Raw genomic sequence first — 20,045 nt, forward strand, 5'->3', positions numbered from 1 at the left:
TTGTTGAAAAAGAATTTCAATGTGAATAAATAAAAGGGGGATAACTGCTATCGATAAGAAAACTATTGTGGGTGGGATTGTACTTATTATTTTTGTAGGTTACTTTTTATATGAACAATCAAAGAAAACGACTTATGAAGAAGTTATAGCTAATTTGATTGATGAAGATGAAAAGGTAGAACAGATAATAATTTATAGTCAAATACCACTTGTAACAAAAACTGCATCAGCTACAATAAATGACCCAAAATTGATAGTTAATATTTTAGATCAACAGATAAAGTTAAAAGAAATAAACACACTGAAACTTCCTCCAATTATGACCACTTTAGTTTTAAACACTGATAAAGACTCATATGAAATAGGATTTGATGCAGGAAGCATAATGATAGGAACAGTACGATATAAGACAACAGACCCAATGACTAATCCGATCAATACTGTGTTAGGAGAAGAAGATTTAGATTGGGAAATTATCGAGTACACACCTTTTATGTGGAGATAAAGTTAATAGACAAGATTTAACTAAACTGGTGCTAGGTTTTCAATAACAGCAGTCGCTTCTTGTTCTAAGGGGTAAGGCTGATGGAATAACGAAACTTTGTTTAAGATTATTCGTAACTAATATTAAAAAGTTACGGTTTTGAAGAGAGGTGTAAAAGTTATATATAAAATTTTTTGTTTTATTATTGTTATTTATTTAATTTCCTTAACAGGGTGCTCGGATTCACCCAAATATAAGGATGAAGATATTGCTGCTATTGTAAGAGGAGAGAAAATAACCATTGGTGAATTACGTTTTTTATATCCTGATGATAAGGTACTGGACATGATTGATGATACTATAAAAGCTAAATTAGTAGTGCAAGAAGCTAAAAAGTTGAACATCGATGTGTCTAAAGAAGTAAAAGAAACCGTTGAGGGGTTTGCTGTTTATCCACCTGATCATAATGATACGGAGACTGCAAATTCAATTCGAATTTGTTGAACCACAAGCTAAAAAGCTTGGAATGGCTCCAGAAGAATATTTTAAAAAATACATTGAAAAAACAACTGAAACCAGCTTGTATGTAACTGCATATGTACAAAAACTATTCCGTGAACCAAATGTTGAGAATATTGAAGAATATGATGAAAAAGTAAATAATCATCTGAACGAACTAGTTGAAGAAAATAAAGCCAAAATTAAGATACTAATTAGCAACTGATGGAATTGCTTCTTCAACTATAGAGGGAAATGGTTTAGTATGGGGGGAGTTAATTGGACTTTAAAATTGAACTTTATGAAATGATCATTTTTATGCTTGTGTACGGTGGTCTTTTTTTACATACATTACGTTCAATCTCTTCAAACAACAAAATATTATTTTATATAAAGTCAGCGTTCCTAATAATTTGTTATGTTTTCTTTATTACTATTGTTTGGTTCACGTACAAAAGCGAAGAACATCATATTAACAACCATAGTGGATATGAACCGATTAGTCTTACAAGTGAAACAATTTTTATGATAGTAGGTTTTAGCATCTATAGCCTAATTCTGTTATTGTTAGGTGTTTATTTGAAAAGAAAGAGGCATAAAATTACATAAATCCCTTTTCAGCTAACGGGGACAGTTGAAAATGTAATTGGCCACTGATCCTAGCAGGATTGGTGGCCTTTGTTGTTGAAGTAGAGGGTGAGTACAGTGAAGAAGGGATTAGAGAACCAGAGCGGAATTTTATTAAATCGGAGGGGTTATATGACAAAGGGTCATTTTAATCGATTTGTAACTATTGGGGCTACATTATTTATAACCGGATTTATACTTTTGTTCTTCAGCACAAACTTTGGTACATCAATGGCTGACAATTGGCTTATGGAGCAGCAGGGTGGAACGGATACCGCTATGTTTCATATTAGGATTGAAAGCTATATAAATAACTTTGTAGTTTCTGGAGGTATACTTTTCGGTATTGGGCTTTTCACTCTTATCCTAACTTATTTTATTAAGATGATTTTTACGAAAGAATAGTAAACACTGTTTAAGAAAAAACAAGAGGTCAGTGTCTAAACAGATATTCTTATTGAACTACAGTCGCTCCTTGTGCTACAGGATAAGAATTGCGGAGTAATTTATATTAGGGGGAAGTTATGAAAAAAGGGTTAATATTTTGGGGGATATTGATATTAACAGGGTTTGGAACCAACTTTCTTATTCGTTTTCTGAGGGACGGAGATTTTTACTACGCCGAATTTATTGCGAGTCTTATAGGTGTTATTATAATTTGCATTGGGATAACTCTGAAAAAGAGTTCTAAGTCGTCAAACGATTCTTATTGAAATTTTGGGTGCGTTTGTTCAACAAGGAGTATCGCCTTTCCTTATTCAAGTAAAGGAGAAGGTTAGTGCAGTTAGTAGGAAAAGATATAGTTCTACTCTTATTAATAAAAAAATGTTAAAATTTCTATATTTTTGAGGTGTATTTATTGAATATTCAATTCGCAAAATTATTAGGTGAAATGACATTTATAGATAGAGAGAAAAAATTTAGAAATGCTGATGTAGTAATCTATCACCCAGGACACTTTCCTGAATTAAATGGACATATTCTCAGACTATACCAAGAAGAGCCATTTAAGAAAATAATGATCCCAAATGTACATAATAAATTTCTAAATGAAGATGAATTTTTCTACCACAAAAAGTTGCTTGTGGAATTAGGAATACCTGAAGATATTCTTTTTCCAATTAGAGGAGAAGCAGAATCGGCAAATGATGTAATAAGAAATGCAATGTTTCAAATAGATAATAAAACAGATAAAAACATACTTTTAGCAGGGAAGACATTTTTTATGAGCAGATTTTTATTAATTGCTTCCCTATATGCAATGGATGACGTGATTTTAGACGTATTTCCATTAGAAGATAATCGTGGATTGAATAAAGAAACTTGGTATTTATCAGAAGATGGTAGGAAACGAGTTATAAACGAGTATCAGATGATTTCTCAATTTTTGAACAAAAATAGCCAAGACATATTTTAAAAACTAGAATAACCGAGAGCAATTGTACTAAAGGGTAAGTTTAGTTTCACAAGAAAGGGAATCTATTTGGTTTTTACATGGGTTGTTGGAATCATTAGTATAATTTGTTCTTCTGTATGGTATGGCGGTGCACCCTCACTTACAGATGTGTTACTAGGTTTTATATTTGGTGCCTTAATTGATCTGTACAATTTAATTAAAGAAAAAGGAAAGTAATCTATATTAAGCTGAGAAGAGTTATTTCGACTAACGGGTTAATACAATAAGACAGATTGTTACATAAGTAGAGAGGTGAAATTTAGAATGATACATCAAATGGGGTTATATGGTGAGTATTTCAATTCTATTAAAGACGGTAAGAAAACAGTTGAAGTACGCTTATATGATGAAAAAAGAAGAAAAATTAGAGTTGGAGACACGATTGAATTTATAAAGGTTCCTGAACAAGATGAAACAATAAAAGTACAAGTAACTAACCTAAAAATATACGATACATTTCAAGCAATGTATGAGGATATTCCGTTTAAAGATTTTGATTGTGAAGGTTGGACCATGAAAGAATTGATAGATGGAACATATGAAATTTACTCTCCTGAACAAGAGAAAGAATGGGGTACGTTAGCAATTACAATAAAATATTAAAACCTATTTTACTTCACGGGGGCATTGAACCAAGAAGGATTAATGCCTTCGCTTATTGAAGTAAAGAGAAGGGTGTTTAAGAGTTATTAGAATTATAAAAGGTATAAAGCATAATTTAGTAAAATTGAAGGGGATGTGTTTTTAAATGGAGCAATTAGCTTTTACAGGGTCAATAGGTATTTGGTTAATAATCATATCAGCCATTAAGTTGACCGCATGTCTTTATTTCACTCTCACATACTTTGAACACTTAAAACATGGTGAAGACCGTCTGATAAAACAATCAAAGTTATTTGCAGTAATTACTCTTTTTCTTGCATTGGGAGTTCCTGGGTTTTATCAACTATATCTATTTAACCAAATGATGCCATGAGCAGTTGATTTGTGATGAAATGTACTTAAGTTATTGGGGGCATTGTTTCAAGAAGTATTAGTGCCTTCGTTTATTGAAGTAGAGGGCAGTTTAACATAAAAATTTAGTCTTTACTTTTATTAGAATTTTCTATAAAATCATTATTATTAGGAAATATAAGGAATTAAAGGAGGGGATTTATATGAAAACTAATAAATATATATTGAAAGTCTACACGATGGTTTCTTTCCCTTCCCTGAGAGAGTAAATAATTTTAAAAATTCATTTTACTAAACAAGACCTTCGTATTCCGAGGGTCTTTATTTATTTTATGGTTTTGCTTTTCATCCTAACGATGACAAACTTTTACTAAAAGGAGTAAGAATATATGGAGATAAGAAGATATAACGCAGATGATAAAATAGGTTGGGTACGTTGTAGAATACTGTCATTTCTCGATACAGCTTATTTTGATAACGTGCTAAAGGAAAAAGAAAAGTATATAAATCCGTCTATTGAATTAGTCACAGTGATTGAAGGACAAATTGTAGGTTTGATAGATATTGAATATGAGAAACAAGAGGGAACTGTTTGTTCAAGAGGAACAGGACTTGGTGGAATGATCTGGCATATAGCAGTGCATCCTGATTTTCGCAGGAGAGGAATAGGTGCAAAACTTTTATTAGAGGCTGAAAAAATATCCAAAGAAAGTGGAATAAACCGTCTTGAAGCATGGACGAGAGATGATGATTGGGTTCGTAATTGGTACGAATATAACCATTTCGAAAAGGTAGATTCATATTTACATGTATATATTGATGGTGAGGAAGAATTCAAGGGAACTCTACAAAGTGAATTTCCTAAGTTTTATCCAGTTCATGCATTTGCACATTACGTTGGTGATGATAGAGATGCTATGAAGAAAAAGTTTAAGCGAGTTCATGAATGTTTCTGTTATGAAAAACAGTTAATATAACTTCTTAAAGTAAAGGGTAAGTTTAGTGCAAAAAGTCGCCATTTCTTAATTATTAAACACATACTGCCAGAGTTGATTGTTGATAAATAGTTACATAACAATGTTGGGGAGGTTTAAGGTAAATGAAGAGAATACTTTTGTTGTGTCTAATTTTTATAATAATTGTTGGCTGTTCTTCAAAAACTCCTAACCAACCATTTGATCCTATTAAAGTCTCAAAAGAGAAGCCATCTCATGAGCAATCAATTGAGAACATATATGCTTTTTCAAAACTTTATGGTTATGTTAGGTATTTTCATCCTTCTAGTGAGGGGGAAGAGATGAATTGGGATCAATTTATTCTTTACGGTTTACAAGAAGTAATAGATGCAAGTAATACAAAACAGTTAGAGGAAAAACTGTTCAACTTATTTTCACCGATAGCCCCTACTCTTAAAATTTCGGATAACTATGAGGAATTAAAAGAATCAGTTGTATTAAAGACTGAAGAGTCAGATGATTATCAGCTTGTAGCATGGAAACATAATGGTGTAAGTGGTTCTAATAAGGAGGCTAAATTTCTATATAATAGTGAGAGGATATTATCTACTAACTCTAATTCCATAAATATACTAGGTCATTCAGTAAAAAGTGATGAGTATATACTAGAACCAATCAACAATAGTTTATTTGTAAAACTACCTATCGTTCTCTACGTGAAAGATGACATCACTGTAGGAACAACCGATGTATCTCGAAAAAATTTCAATAAGCTTCTATTAGAATTTGAAAGTCATACAAATAAAGATAGGGTAATAGGTAATGTAGCAGATATAGTTGTTGCCTGGAATGTTTTTCAACACTTTTATCCTTATTTTCATACAATTGATATAAACTGGGAATTGGAACTGAATAAAGCTATAAAAGCTATACTATCCAATGAGGATTTTAATGTTACGTTAGATAAAATGTTGGCAGAACTTAGAGATGGTCATATTAAAACGGTTGATAAGAGTGTATTATCCTATCTTCCGTTTAGTGTTGACTACATAAATAATCAAATTGTGGTAACTAATGTTAAAGAGAACTCTCCTATTAAAATAGGGGATACCATTCTCTCAATTGATGGAGTAAATTCAGTAGAGAAACTGAATCAATTGGAAGGTGAAATTTCAGGTTCACCGCAATTAAAACGTTATCGTGCTTTACAATATATTCTTTCTAATACTCTGAGTTCAAGCGTCATAGAAGTAAAAAGGGGAAACAAACTAATTAAAGAGACAATAAACTACTCTGAATATTATCCCTTATATGAGCAAAGTATTTATGAAACAGGCAGTGAAGTCGATTCCAATATTTTCTATATTAATTTAGTGGAAGGAAAGATGTCCGAATTTCTTTCTTCTCTAGAGAAATTAAGAAATGCAAAAGGGGTTATTTTTGATTTAAGAGGTTATCCAACAACAGATATTTTTGAAGTGATTCAATATTTGATAGAAATTCCAGTTGATTCACCTCCTATGAAAGTTCCAGTTAATATTTATCCTGATCATAAAGAAATAATAGGATATAAAAGCGAATGGGGTTGGAGCCTTACTCCAAAAGAGCCAAAACTTCAAGGTAAGGTTGCTTTCTTAACGAATGCCGGGGCTATTAGTACCCCTGAAACTTTTATGGGAATTGTAGACCATTATAACCTCGGTAAAATCATTGGACAGCCAACTGCTGGTGCAAATGGAAACATTAATAATATTCAATTACCAGGGAGCAAGAAAGTAATCACTTGGACTGGTTTGGAAGTGACTAAGCACGATGGCTCACAGCTGCATATAGTTGGAATTCAGCCTGATATTACTGTCGAAAGAAGTATAGAGGCAGTGCTTGAGGGAAGGGACGAATATATTGAAAAAGCAATTCAATGGATAAATCAAGAGAACTAAAGAATGGTCTGAATTTTAGTGCGTCAATATATCTCGGTTGGTAAACTTATGAGTAACTGGTTTCCTTATTTGGAGCAACTTATTATGTATATTCTGAAATAATAATGAAGAAACCTTATGACTTGACATAAACATAAGCAACTAAATAAAGTCGAAGCAAAATACGAAAATGAGTTGTAATGATGCAGTACAGCAAGAAATAAAAAAGGACGAATGCCACAAATTGTTGTTCGTCCTTCTTCAACTGTAGGGGGCTTATATGTAGTATGATTTTCGACCGTATTAAACATTAAACGTAATTAAAGATACAAAACAGCCTATATTTTATCTTTGTTTACTTATTATATTTAGTAAATAATTATAGTTTTCAACGTAAACAACGATGGACTTTACTTGGAGGGGTGGGTATGATACGCTGGCTAGCCTGATGAAACCTTAGCTTCAGCCTTTCAAGACAAATCGTACCCACAGAGGCTCCAAGTCAAGTCCTTAACCACATTTTTTTTGTTACATGTAAACAATGATAAGGGGTGCACCAGATCAATGTTTTGATGATGATACTATATATAAGCACTCATTCCTTCAAGTAAACGGTTCCGTTTCTGTAGAGAAAAATATGAAATAGCATACTAATTAACAGACCAAATCGCATATGATTTGGTCTGATGCTTTTTCCTTATATATCAATGTTTATTGGGTATAAACACTTGGAATAGAATACTAAATCGCACCTTAAATAGCATACTGACAATAGCTGTCAACGTGCTAATTACTATGCTAATTGGTATGTCGTTTGCCATAGTGATTTTTTGAAGGTCCATCCATTAATTGTAATTTTATGTTAAATTAAATATAGAGTTTGTGAAGGTTCTTCTTAAACAAACGGGTAAGGTTTCTTTAATAAGTAACATTATACGAGGTGGGTTAATAATGAAAAATTTTTTTATTTTATTCGTTTTAATATTATTTAGCATACTTACTATAGGGTGTCAAAGCGAAGATGATTATAAGGATTATTTTGTAAGTGCCGAGGAATACCTTCATGAGATCGATAACTTTAAAAAAGATATCACTAAAATTGTTCAAAATAACGAAAGGGATTTGTCGAAGATCAACCGCATTGAAGGTAGAATCGAGCAAATGAAAACAAAAATCGAGCTGATTAAGAATTTAAATCCACCTGAAGGCTTAAAAAATGGGCATGACGCTCTACTTACCTATAATAGAACTATTGAATCTTCACTGAATAAATCTTTACAAGAAATGAAAAAAGAAAATTTCATTTCCGAACTATCAAAAGATTATCTAATGGGGGATTATATCACCGCCGTTCAAAATAATTTATCTCACCATATAAAATATTTGATACTGGAAAAGAAACAAGTTAAAGATGGCTCATGAACGTTGTTTCATGAAGGATTTTCACACCTTCCTATTGAAGTAATGGGAAAAGAAGGGAACTCTATAAATTTTTCAATTCCCTAAGAGCTAAATATACATACTAGTTATTGGAAAAATTCAAAGCCACCAACTTTATTGAAAGAGTGTGAATTATCAACTTCTTCTATATACCCGTTTATTCTAATAGTAGGTTTTTCAATCAATAATTCTTGATTACTCATTCCTACAAATGGGGTAAAAATAGTTAAAGTTACTTCTTCATTTGGTTCAATGTTTAATTTGTTCCCCCTTGCCTCAACTTTAAATTCATTTCCTTTAGAGCCGGTGTCAGTTTTAATTGGGTAATAAAGATAAACATTGTTTTGCTTGATCACATAGTCGCTACCGTTTACTAAATTAATTGTATAACTTATTCCATCTTCCATTTCTTGCTTTTCCACTAATTTGATTTTGATTTTTTCTATATCATCAGATGTGAATATTCGGGTTTGGTCATTACTGCATCCTATGATAAATAAAGTAATAAAAATATATAATATTAAGAATTTAGTCTTCATAATAGCACCTCTATCTTACATTTTACCATATTAATCCATTGTTGGAATATATAGTTTTTGACTAACGGAGGCGATTACTGAACAAGAAGCAATCGCTTTTTGATTAATGGTAAGGTTTGTTAAAAAATAAGCGAAACTAGAGGAGAGGTTAAATATGATAGTTCCAAATAATATACGAACATCAGGTGCTTATGTTTTATATAAAGGGTTATTTATATTTCAAGTTGGTCCAACAAAAGAAGGTGATAAACTTGGAGTGGTAAGGTTGGGAGGACATAGGGAAGAAAATGAAACCGCACTGAATACAGCAAAACGTGAAGTTTTTGAAGAGGCAAAAGTTGAAATAAACCCTTTCAATCCTAATGCGACATTTCATCTCAATGAATGGGAGGAGGAGCCAATTAGAGTACAAATAGATGAACCTATTGCTCCGATTTTAATTAAAGGGAACGAAGAGTCCTCGTATACAGTCATGTATCTTTCTAATACATTTAGTAAACCAACTCCTTCTTCAGAAACAAATGGATTATTATTGCTTTCTCCAGCAAATGTGCACCTTATATGCAATAACAGAATTACTTTAAGAGATTATCTTAAACAGAACGGGATTTCTATTCTAAAGTCAGAGCTAAATCAAAGTTTAGTCTTAGAACCTTTTCCTCAATTATTATTCCTTTCGAAGTTGTTAAGTGAAGAAACAGAGCTAATGAATCAATTTATTAGAACATCTAACTAAAATAACGCGGGCGATGATCCAAGAAGGATTATCGCTTATTTATTTTGAAGGTATTAAACAAACGGGTGAGGATAGTTAAACAAAGCAATGGAACCTAGTAGTAAAGATTTATACATTAAATAGGGGGGGGATTTTATGGGGAAAAGTTTTCAGTCTTTCTCGGTCGTAATTTTAGGGGTGTGTATTGTTCTAGGAAGTTGGCTTATTTCCAGTTCATTAAACTCCAATAAAGGAGAGGGACAGTTCAGATATGAATTTTAAGAGGAAATAACGAATGATATTCAGGCATAGCGATATACACCAGTATAAAATATATTCCCTTAGATCCGGAAATGAATCTTTGGGAATTTATATTTCATATTTACGGTTTGTTTTTGTAATTAAAAGTCACCAAATCTTATTTTCATGTGTGTTATAAGTGAAAGGAGTTGAAAGAGTTGCAACAAGCAGTTTGGTCAACTGAACAAGATATAGAGCGAGTTGTTGATACGTATGGAAATATGCTATTTAGAATATGTCTTGTCATTTTATGTAATGAGAAGGATGCAGAGGATGTCGTACAAGAAACTTTTATTACTTATCTAACAAAATCTCCCTCCTTTCACGATTCAAAACATGAGAAAGCATGGTTGATCACTGTTGCCACTAATCGCTGCAAGAATATGAGAAGGTTCAATCTTATGCGCAGGCATATAGATATCAGTGATTTGCAACTATATTCTAAGGATGTTGAAAGCTATGGATTGCTCGACCATCTAATGAAATTGCCAAATAAGTATAAGATTGTATTACTACTATATTATGTAGAGGGTTATAAAGGAGATGAAATAGCGACTCTACTAAACATTACATCGTCTGCTGTTAAAAAGCGATTGCAACGTGGGAGAGTGCTTATCAAAGAAAATTATCGGAAGGAGAATAGTTGATGGACTTTGACAAGATGAAAGATGCTGTTAAATCTATTGAAATGCCAGAAACAATGAAAAGCCGTGTTAAAAGGAATAGTTTATTAGACAAAGAAAAGTCGGTTCGATTTAGTCCTAAAAAGTGGATTTCAGTAGCAAGTGCAGTTGCTGTCTTATTATTCATTATAATTGGCCTTCCGTTACTGGATAGGAATGGAAACGTAGTTACAAATTTTACAATTACAGCCCATGCATCTACTGATGATGGTAATGAGCTTTATACAAATCTTTCAGAAGAAAAAGCTATTTTTGAACTATCAACAGAACAAAGAATGGGTGTTATAAGTAGTGTAGGTGGCAGTGGGTTAAATTTAAATTTTACTGATGTTATTCTGAAATTAACTGGAGATGAAATTGACTTAATCACTTATACTATAAGCGAAGGTATGTTTATAGAAGATGTTATCCTTACGGCTAAAGAGTATAAAGACAAAGACTGGTTGGTATCTGAAAAGATATTTATTATTTCTAGATCAGCTGGTTCAGATCTATATCAAGGTATAAAGGAAATCGGAAATACATATTCTGTCCATTATAATGAACAAGATAACCATGAATATTCACTGGCAATTCCCCATGATGGTAATGGAGTCATAGCTGATGACATTATAATCCAAGTTATTGTAAAGTATACGGATGGAAGTATTAAACAACAAAATATTCTTCTTACGCAAGAATCCGATTCCATTTCATTAACTCTTATTTAAACCTAGAAAATAATCTTGTTAGTAATCTAAAATTTACAGGAACCTTTGAAACTATTCCTTAACATAGGGTGTAATAGTTAAACAAGGAGATCCAAGTGGGGTCGCCTTTTCTTATGGTTAAAATTCTGATTCTACTTTTGGGATATTATGTTAGTTTTTATATAGAAGTTATTATTCTTACGGGGGCATTCCTTCAATAAGGAGTGCTTTTTTTATGTCAGTTAAAAGGAAAAAAATGTTAAACTAAAGAGCAGGATAGTTGAGGAAGAATTGTTAAATAATCATTTCAAAATATAGGATGATAAACGGTGTTTATTTCATTTTAGGGGGAGTAATGAAGTGGTGAAAAATATATGGCAAGAAGATGATGAATATTTTAAGTTGGCACCTTTAACAGATAAAGCAGTAGAAGAAGCAGAAGAAAAACTTAAAGTAAAGTTGCCTACATCCTATATTAATCTACTTAAAGAACAGAATGGTGGATATATTAACTATGATTCTTACCCTTCTGATGTCCCAACATCTTGGGCAGATGACCATATTAATGTAGACCATATTTTAGGTATAGGTGAAGAGAACGGTATATTAGAAAGTGGATACTTAATACAAGAATGGGGTTTACCAAAAAATATAGTTTTAGTTTCAGGAAGTGGGCATTCGTGGGTTGCATTTGATTACAGAAATAAAAAAGAAGAACCTCCAGTTATATACATTGATGTGGAATCTGAACAGATTATTGAATTAGCTCCTAATTTTGATACATTCTTAAATAGATTATACGTAGAAGAAACAGAAATTGAAGATGCATATTTTGAACAAGTTGAAAGAGATTGGACTCCCGAAATACTTAATATATCCTTATCAACTACCAACGAACAAGAAATTACCATTGCTTTAAACTATCTTTATGAAAATACAAAGGGAAATGAACACTTCATTGAACAAAAGTTAATTGTTCTCCTTCAAAATCCAATGCTTGAAATTAAACAGTTAGCAGTCAATTTTGCTAATCATTTCAATGAAATAGGGATACTGTCTTCTAAAGGGGTTAAGGAAATGGTTACCATCATAAGAAAAGACACCGAAATCGAGTATTATGCAGATATGTATTTCAGTGAAAATTGAGGTGTACTTCTTCAACAAAATTATAATTTAAATCAATTAGGGGGGATATTTTGAGCAACTTTGAAAAGGAATACCTTACAATTGCAGCTGGGCAATTTAAACACTTTAAGGAACGTGCCGAAAAGGGTTTACAGCAATTATCAGAAGAAGAATTACACTGGAAGCCAAGTGGAGAATCGAATAGCATTTCAATAATAATCAAGCATTTAAGTGGGAATATGCACTCTCGATGGGTAGATTTTCTGAATACTGATGGAGAAAAGTCTTATAGAGATAGAGACTTGGAATTCATTGATAATAATGAATCCAAGGAATATCTAATGCAAATTTGGGAAGACGGATGGAAATTACTTTTTAATACAATTGAAAATCTTAAGGCAGAGGATCTAAATAAAACTGTTACTTTAAGACAACAACCTTTAAGCGTTCTTAAAGCAGTTCAAACTGAAGTGGCTCATATTAGTTATCACTTAGGACAAATTCTTTATATTGGAAAACAAATAAAGGACAAGGATTGGACTATTTTGAGCATTCCTAAGAATGGTTCAAAAGAATTTAATGATAAGGTATCAGCTAAAAAATTATGAAATAGCTTTTTTCTTCTTTAACTAATAAGCGATTTGTCGATGGCAGGTCGCTTCTTCTATTGCCAAAAGCAAGAACGTGAAATTTTGCACTTAAAGTAACGGGAGCTAATCTTGAACAAAAGAATAGCTTCCTTTTTATTGTAGTAAAGCAGCAGTTAAGTAATAAACAAGTCAAAAAAACAAGGACTTTCCATTGTTAATCAAGAAACTGTTATTAACAGAATATGGGGGAATGTATTATGCACACCACACCGAAACATCTAATTGCAGTTTCTGCTTATGTTACTAATGAAAAAGGAGAAGCTCTATTAGTCAAGACCCACTGGCGGTCTGATACTTGGGAAGCTCCAGGAGGACAGGTAGAAGAAGGAGAACCTCTTGATAAAGCTGTATCTAGAGAAGTATTAGAGGAAACAGGAATAGTTATTTCACCTATTGGAATAACAGGTGTGTATTATAATGCCACAAAACATTTATTATCAGTGGTGTTTAAGGCGGAATATGTAAGCGGAGAAGTAAAAATTCAGCCAGAAGAAGTTAAAGAAGCGAAATTCATTAAGCTTACCGAAGAAAATATAGATAATTACATAACTCGCCCGCATATGAAATCCCGTACACTTGATTCTATGAAAGCAATCAACTTTATCCCATATGAAACTTGGGAAGTAAATCCTTATAACTTGATTGGTAGATTAATTTAATTATTCTATTAAGGGTAATTGCAAGCATAAAGCAATCGGATTCTTGTGCCAAAGGGTTGAATTTCTTTAGGAAAGAGATGTGCTTTTTTGGTAGAAGTTATTAAGCTAACGGGTAAGGTGAATTCAACAGTTATTGCAACAAAAATCTAACTTTTTGTATGTGAATAGAAAGATAATTAAGGGAGATAAAGAGATGGAAATAGCAGAATTACCGAAAGTACAATTAAGAGAATTAACTCTTGAAGACGTGGAAGACCGTTTTCAATGGTGTTTAGATAAGGAAGTAACAAAGCATTTAAATATGCCAGAGAGGTATCCACCTTTTAGTAGAGAAGAAACTACAATTTGGATTAAAATGTGCATAAACAAAACAAATGGATATGAACAAAAAGCTATTGTCACAGAAGAGGGAAAACATATTGGCTGGGTTGATTTAAAAAACATCGACAAGTTAAACAAACACGCTGAATTAGGGATTGCAATAGGAGATAAAAACTATTGGGGTAAAGGATTTGGTCTTGCTGCGATGAAAGAAATGCTTTTATGGGGATTTAATGAATTAGGACTAAATAAAATTTGGCTTAGAGTTGAAGTAGACAATGAAAAAGCAATAAAATCTTATAAACGTATGGGCTATGTAGAAGAAGGTATTTTAAGACAAGATAGAATAAGAAATGGAGAATTTGTTGACCGACTTCGTATGAGTATGTTGAAAGGCGAGTTTCTTCAAAAGGAGCAGATAAAATGAAATATAGACCTGAACCAACAGAACCGGCATTTCAGTTTATTGAAAAACATTTTCCCAATTGTCAGGGAGCTATGTTAGCTGGGAGTGTTGTTCGTGGACAAGCAACTGAAACATCTGATTTAGATATAGTGGTTTTTGATGAAAGTTTATCTTCTTCTTATCGTGAATCACTTATTGAATTTGGATGGAATATTGAATTATTCGCACATAATTTATCGTCTTATCGTTTCTATTTTGAAAGTGATTGTAAAGAAGCAAGACCTTGTATGCCAAGAATGGTAAGCGAAGGGAAGATTTTAAAAGATACAGGTGTGTTGACAGAAATAAGAAAAGAAGCTAAAGACTTATTAGAACAAGGACCAAAAGAGTGGTCAAAAGAAACAATTGATATGAAGCGATATTTTATCACTGATGCGTTAGATGATTTAATCGGTTGCCAACAAAACAGGGGCGAAGGGATTTTTATTGCAAATAAACTTGGTGAGTTAGTTAGTGAGTTCATTCTTCGTAGTAATCGTAAATGGATCGGGTCATCAAAATGGGTTGTTCGTTCATTAGTTCATCACGACAAGGAACTTGCAAACGAAATCGTTGAAGCATTTGACACGTTTTATAAAACAAATGATATTGATAAGATAGTTACCCTAATTGATAAAGTTCTTAAACCTTTTGGTGGGAGATTATTTGTGGGTTTTTCTTTAGGAAAAAACTAAACCTTATTGTGCTAACGGGGGCGTTTCTGCAACAGCAGTAGGTCCTAAATTGCCTTGGATTATAAGGTTTATCATTATTTTTATCGGTGTCGGATTTACTATGTATTCTATATTAGGGCTGCTATTTGGTTTAGTTCCTTCTTAAAGAAACGGGTGCGAATATGAAAGGACCAGAAAGTATTTTAACGCTTTTGGATGAAAGGACTCCCAATTATAAATTGGTGGAGATTGTTGATGATTAGAAAATTATTAAGTTCCATATTATTGTTCACATTCTTGTTACCACTTCTAATATCGAATAAGTCCTTCGCTGAATGGGCAAATTCATTTGTTGTCTATGATGGTTATGTTTATGTGGTTAGTGATGAGTACGTAACAGAGATTGAGAAAGAAATAGGAAAAGTCACAAAACATTCAGGTATAGAGGGTACTTATTATGGGGATTTTTCAAATACTTATAAAAGAGGTACAAAATATTATTCAATAAAGAATGTAAGTACAGAGATTGCAATAGCTGTGGATGATAACGGTGCTTTTATAAAAGCTATAAGAGATGGGGAATATGCAGGAAGAAGTATATATAGTCCTTTTTATATGGCAATAGGTGCGATATTATTCTTTGTAATAGTAACATACATAGTAGAAAAGAAAGTTAGAAAATCCTTATAGGAACAAGGAAGTGCCCTTTCCTTATTGAAGTAACGAGGCAGTATTGTTGAATAAATAAATTTATTTTCATTAGAAATTTAGGAGGATATAGATGAATGATATTATAAAAAAACCCCCATTTCTAAAATATAGTTTTTTTGTTACTTTCGGCTTTTTATGCCTTTCATTAGGATATATTCTAGGAAAGTGGATTATTGCATTTTCCTAATAAACTTTTCCGGATAACAACAATTTGCAGGTCGTTAATGAGCTCTTATTTAACAAACCAGTGCTATTCTTCAAGATGAGAATGGCTTTTTTTTTGCAGTAAAGGATAGGGGAATTCAATATATTGGAAGGGAAAAGGTATATATAACGGGAATTACTTAATATATCAGATTTATAAAAAGTGAGGTAAATTATGAGTAAATCATATATTGAACAAGTCCATTATATTAGAATACCTGTAAAAGATTTAGAACAGTCTGCCCAATGGTATAAGGATGTATTAGGGTTACAGTTATTAACCGTTACTGATGATCCATTTGCGATTATTAAAGTAAATGAGGGACCTTTTTTACTTATCTTAGTTCCTACAGACGATGAAACATTTTCACATTTTACAATTAATAATGAATCGGCTTTTAGTATCGGTTTTTCAAGCCCAGAATTATCTGAATTTCATCAACACTTAATTAATAATCAAGTTATGGTCGAGGATATACAAGAAGATAATGGTCATGCCTATTTCCACTTTTATGATCCAAATGGTAATAAACTTCAAGTACACTGGTAAGATTAATAGCTCTGTAAAAAAGGATTATTTATTAAACTGAGAGAAAACGCTGGAATACTGGTCATATTTTAGTAGGTTGAGATTATTCAATGTTTTCCACCTGTTAATTGGGAGGGACTAATGCCTCTATCTTATCACTTGATGTTTCTAGTGCGGAAGCAAACCAGAAGATTGCACAGAGGAACCGCCGTCAATGAATATGCTGATTAAGCAATTGGAAGAACGTAATTGTTCTTATTGTACTAAAGCGGGCAATGATCAAAGAAGGAGTATCGCTTAATTTAGTAACAAACGGTAAGTAGAGTTTGAGAGAGCGAGAATTAGAAATAGAGATATTCATAGGAGGAAAATTTGATGGAGGAACAAGAGCAATTAAAGATTTTTGATGATAATAGAAACCATATAGGGGTAGCTTCTCGGAGTGATGTACATAAGAACGGATATTGGCATGAAGCATTTCATTGTTGGTTCATTAGTAATGAACAAGGAATAGATTATATCTATTTACAACTTCGTAGTAAAAATAAAAAAGACTATCCTAACCTATTAGACATTACTGCTGCTGGACATTTATTAGCTGAAGAGACAGTTCAAGACGGAGTAAGAGAAATAAAAGAAGAAATAGGAATTGATTTAGCTTTTGAGGATTTAGTTCAGCTAGGTGTAATTGAATATTGTGTAATTAAAGACAATTTTATTGATAAAGAATTAGCAAATGTTTTTATATATATGAGCGAAGGAACTTTAGACGACTTTACACTTCAAGTAGAAGAGGTTTCAGGGATGGTAAGAGCTAAATTTACCGATTTTGCTGAACTTTGGTTTGATGAAAGAGATGAAATTAGAATTAATGGATTTGAAATAAATAATGATGGAAATAAACTTATTATCGAAAAAAATGTAAACAGGGATAAATTCGTACCACATCAAGTCTCTTTTTATAAAGAAGTTATTCAAAAGATACAGGAACATATTCGTTAAAATTACCTTGTTTCATTTTTGGAGTGAGTGTTAACAAGAGCAGTTACTTCTTGTGAATACAAGGGTAATAAGGAGTGACAATTTTTAAGGTATTTCTAATGTAGATAGAAATGTTTTTCTTTTCGGTGATTTTCTTACTAATCAAGGGTTATTAGGATGGAGTTAGGTTTTAAGATAGGAATGAAATACAAACTACTTTGCCTTATGGAGTTGGATTTCAACTAGCATTAAACCATTTAGATCCACCACGGCCTTATACATATAGTGGAAATTGTTGTATTAGATATTATTCTTGGGATAAATATTGGTTATCGGTAATAATAACTTTTATTTCTCTTATAGTGATATTTAAAGGGGGAATGATATGAGTTACGTTATGGAATTAAGAAAGTTAGTGGGTACCAGACCATTGTTACTACCAGGATCAGTAGTATTAGTTATAAATGAAGATAATGAATTGTTGCTACAACATAGAAGAGATGGAAGTTGGGGAGTACCTGGTGGACTGATGGAAGTAGGTGAGAGCTTAGAAGATACTGCAAGGAGAGAGGTTAAGGAAGAAACTGGTCTTGAAGTAGGAGAGATAGAGTTACTTGATGTATGTTCAGGTCCTGATTATTTTTTAAGGTTACCTAATGGTGATGAAATATATTCAATTACTGCTGTTTACTTAACTAAACAATCAAAAGGAACCATAATAATGGATGATAGTGAGTCAATTGAATTACAATATTTTAACATTAATGATTTACCTAAAGGTTTAAATGAGGCAAATCGGAAGTATATAGAAGTATATCTAAAAAAAATGAAAAATAATCCTTGTTAAGCTAAAGGGTACGTATCTGGAATAGAGAAGGAACCGCTTCTTTTTTTTTTACCTAATAAAAGGAAATTAATGTTACGATTAACTTAATATTGAAAAACAGGGGGAATAGAAGAGACAATGAAGGATTTTTTTATAGTAACAGCACTCTACATTAATCCAATATTATGTATCTTTCTAACTTTCAAATTTGTTCAGTTACTAAAGCAAATCAAACGTGGAGAAGATAGCACTCAATTGAATACTTTTTGGGTTGCTATTACTTTGTCAGTAATTGTTGCCTCTCTTACATGGAGCATGTTTTATTTGTTTGAGTAGAGTTGAACGCGGCTGTTTTATTTGGGGGAATTAATATGTTTGTTAAAGTTTATAAATATCACATTCAGAATGATAAAGTGGACGAATATTTAAGTATTCAAGAAAAAGCTTCTAAAATTTACGGTAAGTATATAGATCTTCAAACTACTTACCTTCAAAGCATAGACGATCATACAAAATGGTTGGAGATCTCAAAGTATAAAGATGAAAATGAGTACCAAAAAAGTATGGACCTTATCAATAAAGAGTTTGAGATCAAAGAACTATTTAAAGCGTTTCAATGTCTTTTAGTGAGTGATAGTGAAATAAGTGAAGAGGATTTTATTATAAGAAAAAATCGATGAATTCCTTCTTTCAGTAAAGGGTGCTATTGTTCAAGAGGAACCGTTGTTTATTGTAAAAAAGAGTTGCTTTATTATGAGTGAGGTGTTGAAAATGAATTTTAAAGTTTATGATAATGCTCATGAGTTTGAGAGAAAGATAGAGTCGTTTTTATTGGAGAGGGAAGATGTATTCAGTCTTTTTTACGGTGTACTGCAAGCGATTAAGGCTGGTAATTATGAGAATCCATTTACGGCAACAATTGAGGAAGATGGAAATGTATTAGCCTTTTTTCAAATGACACCCCCGCATCCGTTAAATCTTATTTTTGTCGATGAAAACCGTTTAGAAGAACTAATAGATTTCTTCATAATAAATATGGTAGAACTTGAAATTGAATTTAGTTCAATTATCAGTTTAAAAGAATGGGCATACAAAGTCGCGGAAAAGTGGGAGATTAAAACAGGTAAGCCTCATCAACTACTTATGGATCAGGGATTGTATCGTTTAAATAAGGTCAATGAAACGCTTGAATATAGTCCCGGTTCTTGGCGTTATGCCGAAGAAAGTGATTCTCCACTAATAGAGAAGTGGTTTAACTCATTCGAAAATGATGCTGGACTGCCGATTTCCCCAATCGAACAAGTGAAAAAACGTGTTGCCATGTTTCTTAAGGGACAAGAGATTTTTATTTGGGAGGATAAAGGAAAGATTGTATCTATGATGAAGAAGTCACGTCCTACAAAGAACGGTGTAACCGTAGGTCTGGTTTTTACACCAAAGGAAGAACGCAAAAAAGGATATGCCAGGACGCTTGTGGCAGCGGCATCAAGAGAACTACTTAAAGACTTCAAATTTTGCGTCCTGTACACAGATATGATGAATCCGACATCTAATAAGATCTATAGGGAAATTGGCTATAAAAAGATTGCAGACTCTGTTCACCTCGGTTTTGATAAAGGCAACTAATTCTGTTCCAATAACAAATCAATATTGGATAATG

General features: G+C 32.3%; 26 protein-coding genes and 1 pseudogene. 26 read left to right on the plus strand and 1 reads right to left on the minus strand.

The window, feature by feature from the left end:
* Positions 1-67: 67 nt before the first annotated feature.
* From M1D60_RS09435 to M1D60_RS09490, 12 genes are all read left to right on the plus strand, one after another.
* Positions 68-505, plus strand: coding sequence for a hypothetical protein (locus M1D60_RS09435; protein ID WP_456278907.1), 438 nt, complete (start codon positions 68-70; stop codon positions 503-505).
* A 138-nt stretch (positions 506-643) separates the two neighbouring features.
* On the plus strand, positions 644-988 hold the full coding sequence (locus M1D60_RS09440; RefSeq protein WP_456278908.1) for a hypothetical protein: 345 nt from the start codon (positions 644-646) through the stop codon (positions 986-988).
* Positions 951-1,208, plus strand: a complete 258-nt coding sequence (locus M1D60_RS09445; protein ID WP_456278909.1) for a hypothetical protein — start codon at positions 951-953, stop codon at positions 1,206-1,208. Before M1D60_RS09440 ends, M1D60_RS09445 begins: the two co-directional genes overlap by 38 nt.
* A gap of 53 nt (positions 1,209-1,261) precedes the next feature.
* Positions 1,262-1,591, plus strand: coding sequence for a peptide ABC transporter permease (locus tag M1D60_RS09450; protein ID WP_456278910.1), 330 nt, complete (start codon positions 1,262-1,264; stop codon positions 1,589-1,591).
* A 150-nt stretch (positions 1,592-1,741) separates the two neighbouring features.
* Positions 1,742-2,014 carry a hypothetical protein gene (locus tag M1D60_RS09455; RefSeq protein WP_456278911.1) on the plus strand — a complete coding sequence of 91 codons (273 nt, stop codon included), beginning with the start codon at positions 1,742-1,744 and terminating at the stop codon, positions 2,012-2,014.
* A gap of 445 nt (positions 2,015-2,459) precedes the next feature.
* Entirely contained in the window at positions 2,460-3,026 is a 567-nt protein-coding gene (locus M1D60_RS09460) for a hypothetical protein (protein ID WP_456278912.1), read from the plus strand.
* Between the two features lie 66 nt (positions 3,027-3,092).
* Positions 3,093-3,242, plus strand: a complete 150-nt coding sequence (locus M1D60_RS09465; RefSeq protein ID WP_456278913.1) for a hypothetical protein — start codon at positions 3,093-3,095, stop codon at positions 3,240-3,242.
* 87 nt (positions 3,243-3,329) lie between these two features.
* On the plus strand, positions 3,330-3,668 hold the full coding sequence (locus M1D60_RS09470; RefSeq protein WP_456278914.1) for an ASCH domain-containing protein: 339 nt from the start codon (positions 3,330-3,332) through the stop codon (positions 3,666-3,668).
* Positions 3,669-3,813: 145 nt separating this feature from the next.
* A complete protein-coding gene (locus tag M1D60_RS09475) occupies positions 3,814-4,041 on the plus strand; it encodes a hypothetical protein (protein ID WP_456278915.1) in 228 nt (75 codons plus the stop codon).
* A 367-nt stretch (positions 4,042-4,408) separates the two neighbouring features.
* Positions 4,409-4,996 (plus strand): GNAT family N-acetyltransferase, encoded by a 588-nt coding sequence (locus M1D60_RS09480; protein WP_456278916.1) that lies wholly within the window; start codon positions 4,409-4,411, stop codon positions 4,994-4,996.
* A gap of 122 nt (positions 4,997-5,118) precedes the next feature.
* Complete coding sequence (locus M1D60_RS09485; protein ID WP_456278917.1) at positions 5,119-6,915, plus strand: S41 family peptidase; 1,797 nt, start codon at positions 5,119-5,121, stop codon at positions 6,913-6,915.
* A 930-nt stretch (positions 6,916-7,845) separates the two neighbouring features.
* Positions 7,846-8,316 (plus strand): DUF6376 family protein, encoded by a 471-nt coding sequence (locus M1D60_RS09490; RefSeq protein ID WP_456278918.1) that lies wholly within the window; start codon positions 7,846-7,848, stop codon positions 8,314-8,316.
* Between the two features lie 104 nt (positions 8,317-8,420).
* On the opposite strand, the gene M1D60_RS09495 is transcribed toward M1D60_RS09490, so the two are convergent.
* Positions 8,421-8,873: a hypothetical protein gene (locus tag M1D60_RS09495; RefSeq protein ID WP_456278919.1), complete on the minus strand. Its 453-nt coding sequence runs from the start codon at positions 8,871-8,873 to the stop codon at positions 8,421-8,423.
* A 154-nt stretch (positions 8,874-9,027) separates the two neighbouring features.
* On the opposite strand from M1D60_RS09495, the gene M1D60_RS09500 reads away from it, so the two are divergent.
* The 14 genes and pseudogenes from M1D60_RS09500 (at position 9,028) to M1D60_RS09565 (ending at position 20,011) form a co-directional block, all read left to right on the plus strand.
* Positions 9,028-9,609, plus strand: a complete 582-nt coding sequence (locus M1D60_RS09500) for an NUDIX hydrolase (protein WP_456278920.1) — start codon at positions 9,028-9,030, stop codon at positions 9,607-9,609.
* 437 nt (positions 9,610-10,046) lie between these two features.
* Positions 10,047-10,535, plus strand: coding sequence for an RNA polymerase sigma factor (locus M1D60_RS09505; protein ID WP_456278921.1), 489 nt, complete (start codon positions 10,047-10,049; stop codon positions 10,533-10,535).
* Entirely contained in the window at positions 10,535-11,281 is a 747-nt protein-coding gene (locus M1D60_RS09510) for a hypothetical protein (protein WP_456278922.1), read from the plus strand. Before M1D60_RS09505 ends, M1D60_RS09510 begins: the two co-directional genes overlap by 1 nt.
* A 339-nt stretch (positions 11,282-11,620) precedes the next feature.
* Positions 11,621-12,082: pseudogene (locus M1D60_RS09515) on the plus strand (SMI1/KNR4 family protein); the annotation flags it as partial.
* A gap of 374 nt (positions 12,083-12,456) precedes the next feature.
* On the plus strand, positions 12,457-12,993 hold the full coding sequence (locus tag M1D60_RS09520) for a DUF1572 family protein (protein ID WP_456278923.1): 537 nt from the start codon (positions 12,457-12,459) through the stop codon (positions 12,991-12,993).
* Between the two features lie 236 nt (positions 12,994-13,229).
* Positions 13,230-13,694: an NUDIX hydrolase gene (locus M1D60_RS09525; protein ID WP_456279400.1), complete on the plus strand. Its 465-nt coding sequence runs from the start codon at positions 13,230-13,232 to the stop codon at positions 13,692-13,694.
* Between the two features lie 193 nt (positions 13,695-13,887).
* Positions 13,888-14,442 (plus strand): GNAT family N-acetyltransferase, encoded by a 555-nt coding sequence (locus M1D60_RS09530; RefSeq protein WP_456278924.1) that lies wholly within the window; start codon positions 13,888-13,890, stop codon positions 14,440-14,442.
* Positions 14,439-15,155, plus strand: coding sequence for a nucleotidyltransferase domain-containing protein (locus M1D60_RS09535; RefSeq protein ID WP_456278925.1), 717 nt, complete (start codon positions 14,439-14,441; stop codon positions 15,153-15,155). The genes M1D60_RS09530 and M1D60_RS09535 overlap by 4 nt, the downstream gene beginning before the upstream one ends.
* A 234-nt stretch (positions 15,156-15,389) precedes the next feature.
* Entirely contained in the window at positions 15,390-15,824 is a 435-nt protein-coding gene (locus M1D60_RS09540) for a hypothetical protein (protein WP_456278926.1), read from the plus strand.
* A 400-nt stretch (positions 15,825-16,224) separates the two neighbouring features.
* Complete coding sequence (locus tag M1D60_RS09545) at positions 16,225-16,599, plus strand: VOC family protein (protein WP_456278927.1); 375 nt, start codon at positions 16,225-16,227, stop codon at positions 16,597-16,599.
* Between the two features lie 354 nt (positions 16,600-16,953).
* Positions 16,954-17,580, plus strand: a complete 627-nt coding sequence (locus M1D60_RS09550; protein ID WP_456278928.1) for an NUDIX hydrolase — start codon at positions 16,954-16,956, stop codon at positions 17,578-17,580.
* A gap of 364 nt (positions 17,581-17,944) precedes the next feature.
* Entirely contained in the window at positions 17,945-18,406 is a 462-nt protein-coding gene (locus tag M1D60_RS09555) for an NUDIX hydrolase (protein WP_456278929.1), read from the plus strand.
* A gap of 350 nt (positions 18,407-18,756) precedes the next feature.
* Positions 18,757-19,065 carry a hypothetical protein gene (locus M1D60_RS09560; protein WP_456278930.1) on the plus strand — a complete coding sequence of 103 codons (309 nt, stop codon included), beginning with the start codon at positions 18,757-18,759 and terminating at the stop codon, positions 19,063-19,065.
* 91 nt (positions 19,066-19,156) lie between these two features.
* The gene (locus M1D60_RS09565; RefSeq protein WP_456278931.1) at positions 19,157-20,011 is read left to right on the plus strand and encodes a GNAT family N-acetyltransferase; all 855 of its coding nucleotides are present in this window, start codon (positions 19,157-19,159) and stop codon (positions 20,009-20,011) included.
* The last annotated feature ends 34 nt before the right edge of the window (positions 20,012-20,045 follow it).

Source organism: Bacillus sp. AK128 (assembly GCF_053903075.1).

Excerpts from the sequence above, each read along its gene's own strand:
- M1D60_RS09445 (WP_456278909.1), top strand. The coding sequence starts at position 951 with ATGATACGGAGACTGCAAATTCAATTCGAATTTGTTGAACCACAAGCT.
- M1D60_RS09455 (WP_456278911.1), top strand. The coding sequence starts at position 1,742 with ATGACAAAGGGTCATTTTAATCGATTTGTAACTATTGGGGCTACATTA.
- M1D60_RS09470 (WP_456278914.1), top strand. The coding sequence starts at position 3,330 with ATGATACATCAAATGGGGTTATATGGTGAGTATTTCAATTCTATTAAA.
- M1D60_RS09475 (WP_456278915.1), top strand. The coding sequence starts at position 3,814 with ATGGAGCAATTAGCTTTTACAGGGTCAATAGGTATTTGGTTAATAATC.
- M1D60_RS09480 (WP_456278916.1), top strand. The coding sequence starts at position 4,409 with ATGGAGATAAGAAGATATAACGCAGATGATAAAATAGGTTGGGTACGT.
- M1D60_RS09485 (WP_456278917.1), top strand. The coding sequence starts at position 5,119 with ATGAAGAGAATACTTTTGTTGTGTCTAATTTTTATAATAATTGTTGGC.
- M1D60_RS09490 (WP_456278918.1), top strand. The coding sequence starts at position 7,846 with ATGAAAAATTTTTTTATTTTATTCGTTTTAATATTATTTAGCATACTT.
- M1D60_RS09495 (WP_456278919.1), bottom strand. The coding sequence starts at position 8,873 with ATGAAGACTAAATTCTTAATATTATATATTTTTATTACTTTATTTATC.
- M1D60_RS09500 (WP_456278920.1), top strand. The coding sequence starts at position 9,028 with ATGATAGTTCCAAATAATATACGAACATCAGGTGCTTATGTTTTATAT.
- M1D60_RS09510 (WP_456278922.1), top strand. The coding sequence starts at position 10,535 with ATGGACTTTGACAAGATGAAAGATGCTGTTAAATCTATTGAAATGCCA.
- M1D60_RS09530 (WP_456278924.1), top strand. The coding sequence starts at position 13,888 with ATGGAAATAGCAGAATTACCGAAAGTACAATTAAGAGAATTAACTCTT.
- M1D60_RS09535 (WP_456278925.1), top strand. The coding sequence starts at position 14,439 with ATGAAATATAGACCTGAACCAACAGAACCGGCATTTCAGTTTATTGAA.
- M1D60_RS09540 (WP_456278926.1), top strand. The coding sequence starts at position 15,390 with ATGATTAGAAAATTATTAAGTTCCATATTATTGTTCACATTCTTGTTA.
- M1D60_RS09545 (WP_456278927.1), top strand. The coding sequence starts at position 16,225 with ATGAGTAAATCATATATTGAACAAGTCCATTATATTAGAATACCTGTA.
- M1D60_RS09550 (WP_456278928.1), top strand. The coding sequence starts at position 16,954 with ATGGAGGAACAAGAGCAATTAAAGATTTTTGATGATAATAGAAACCAT.
- M1D60_RS09555 (WP_456278929.1), top strand. The coding sequence starts at position 17,945 with ATGAGTTACGTTATGGAATTAAGAAAGTTAGTGGGTACCAGACCATTG.
- M1D60_RS09560 (WP_456278930.1), top strand. The coding sequence starts at position 18,757 with ATGTTTGTTAAAGTTTATAAATATCACATTCAGAATGATAAAGTGGAC.
- M1D60_RS09565 (WP_456278931.1), top strand. The coding sequence starts at position 19,157 with ATGAATTTTAAAGTTTATGATAATGCTCATGAGTTTGAGAGAAAGATA.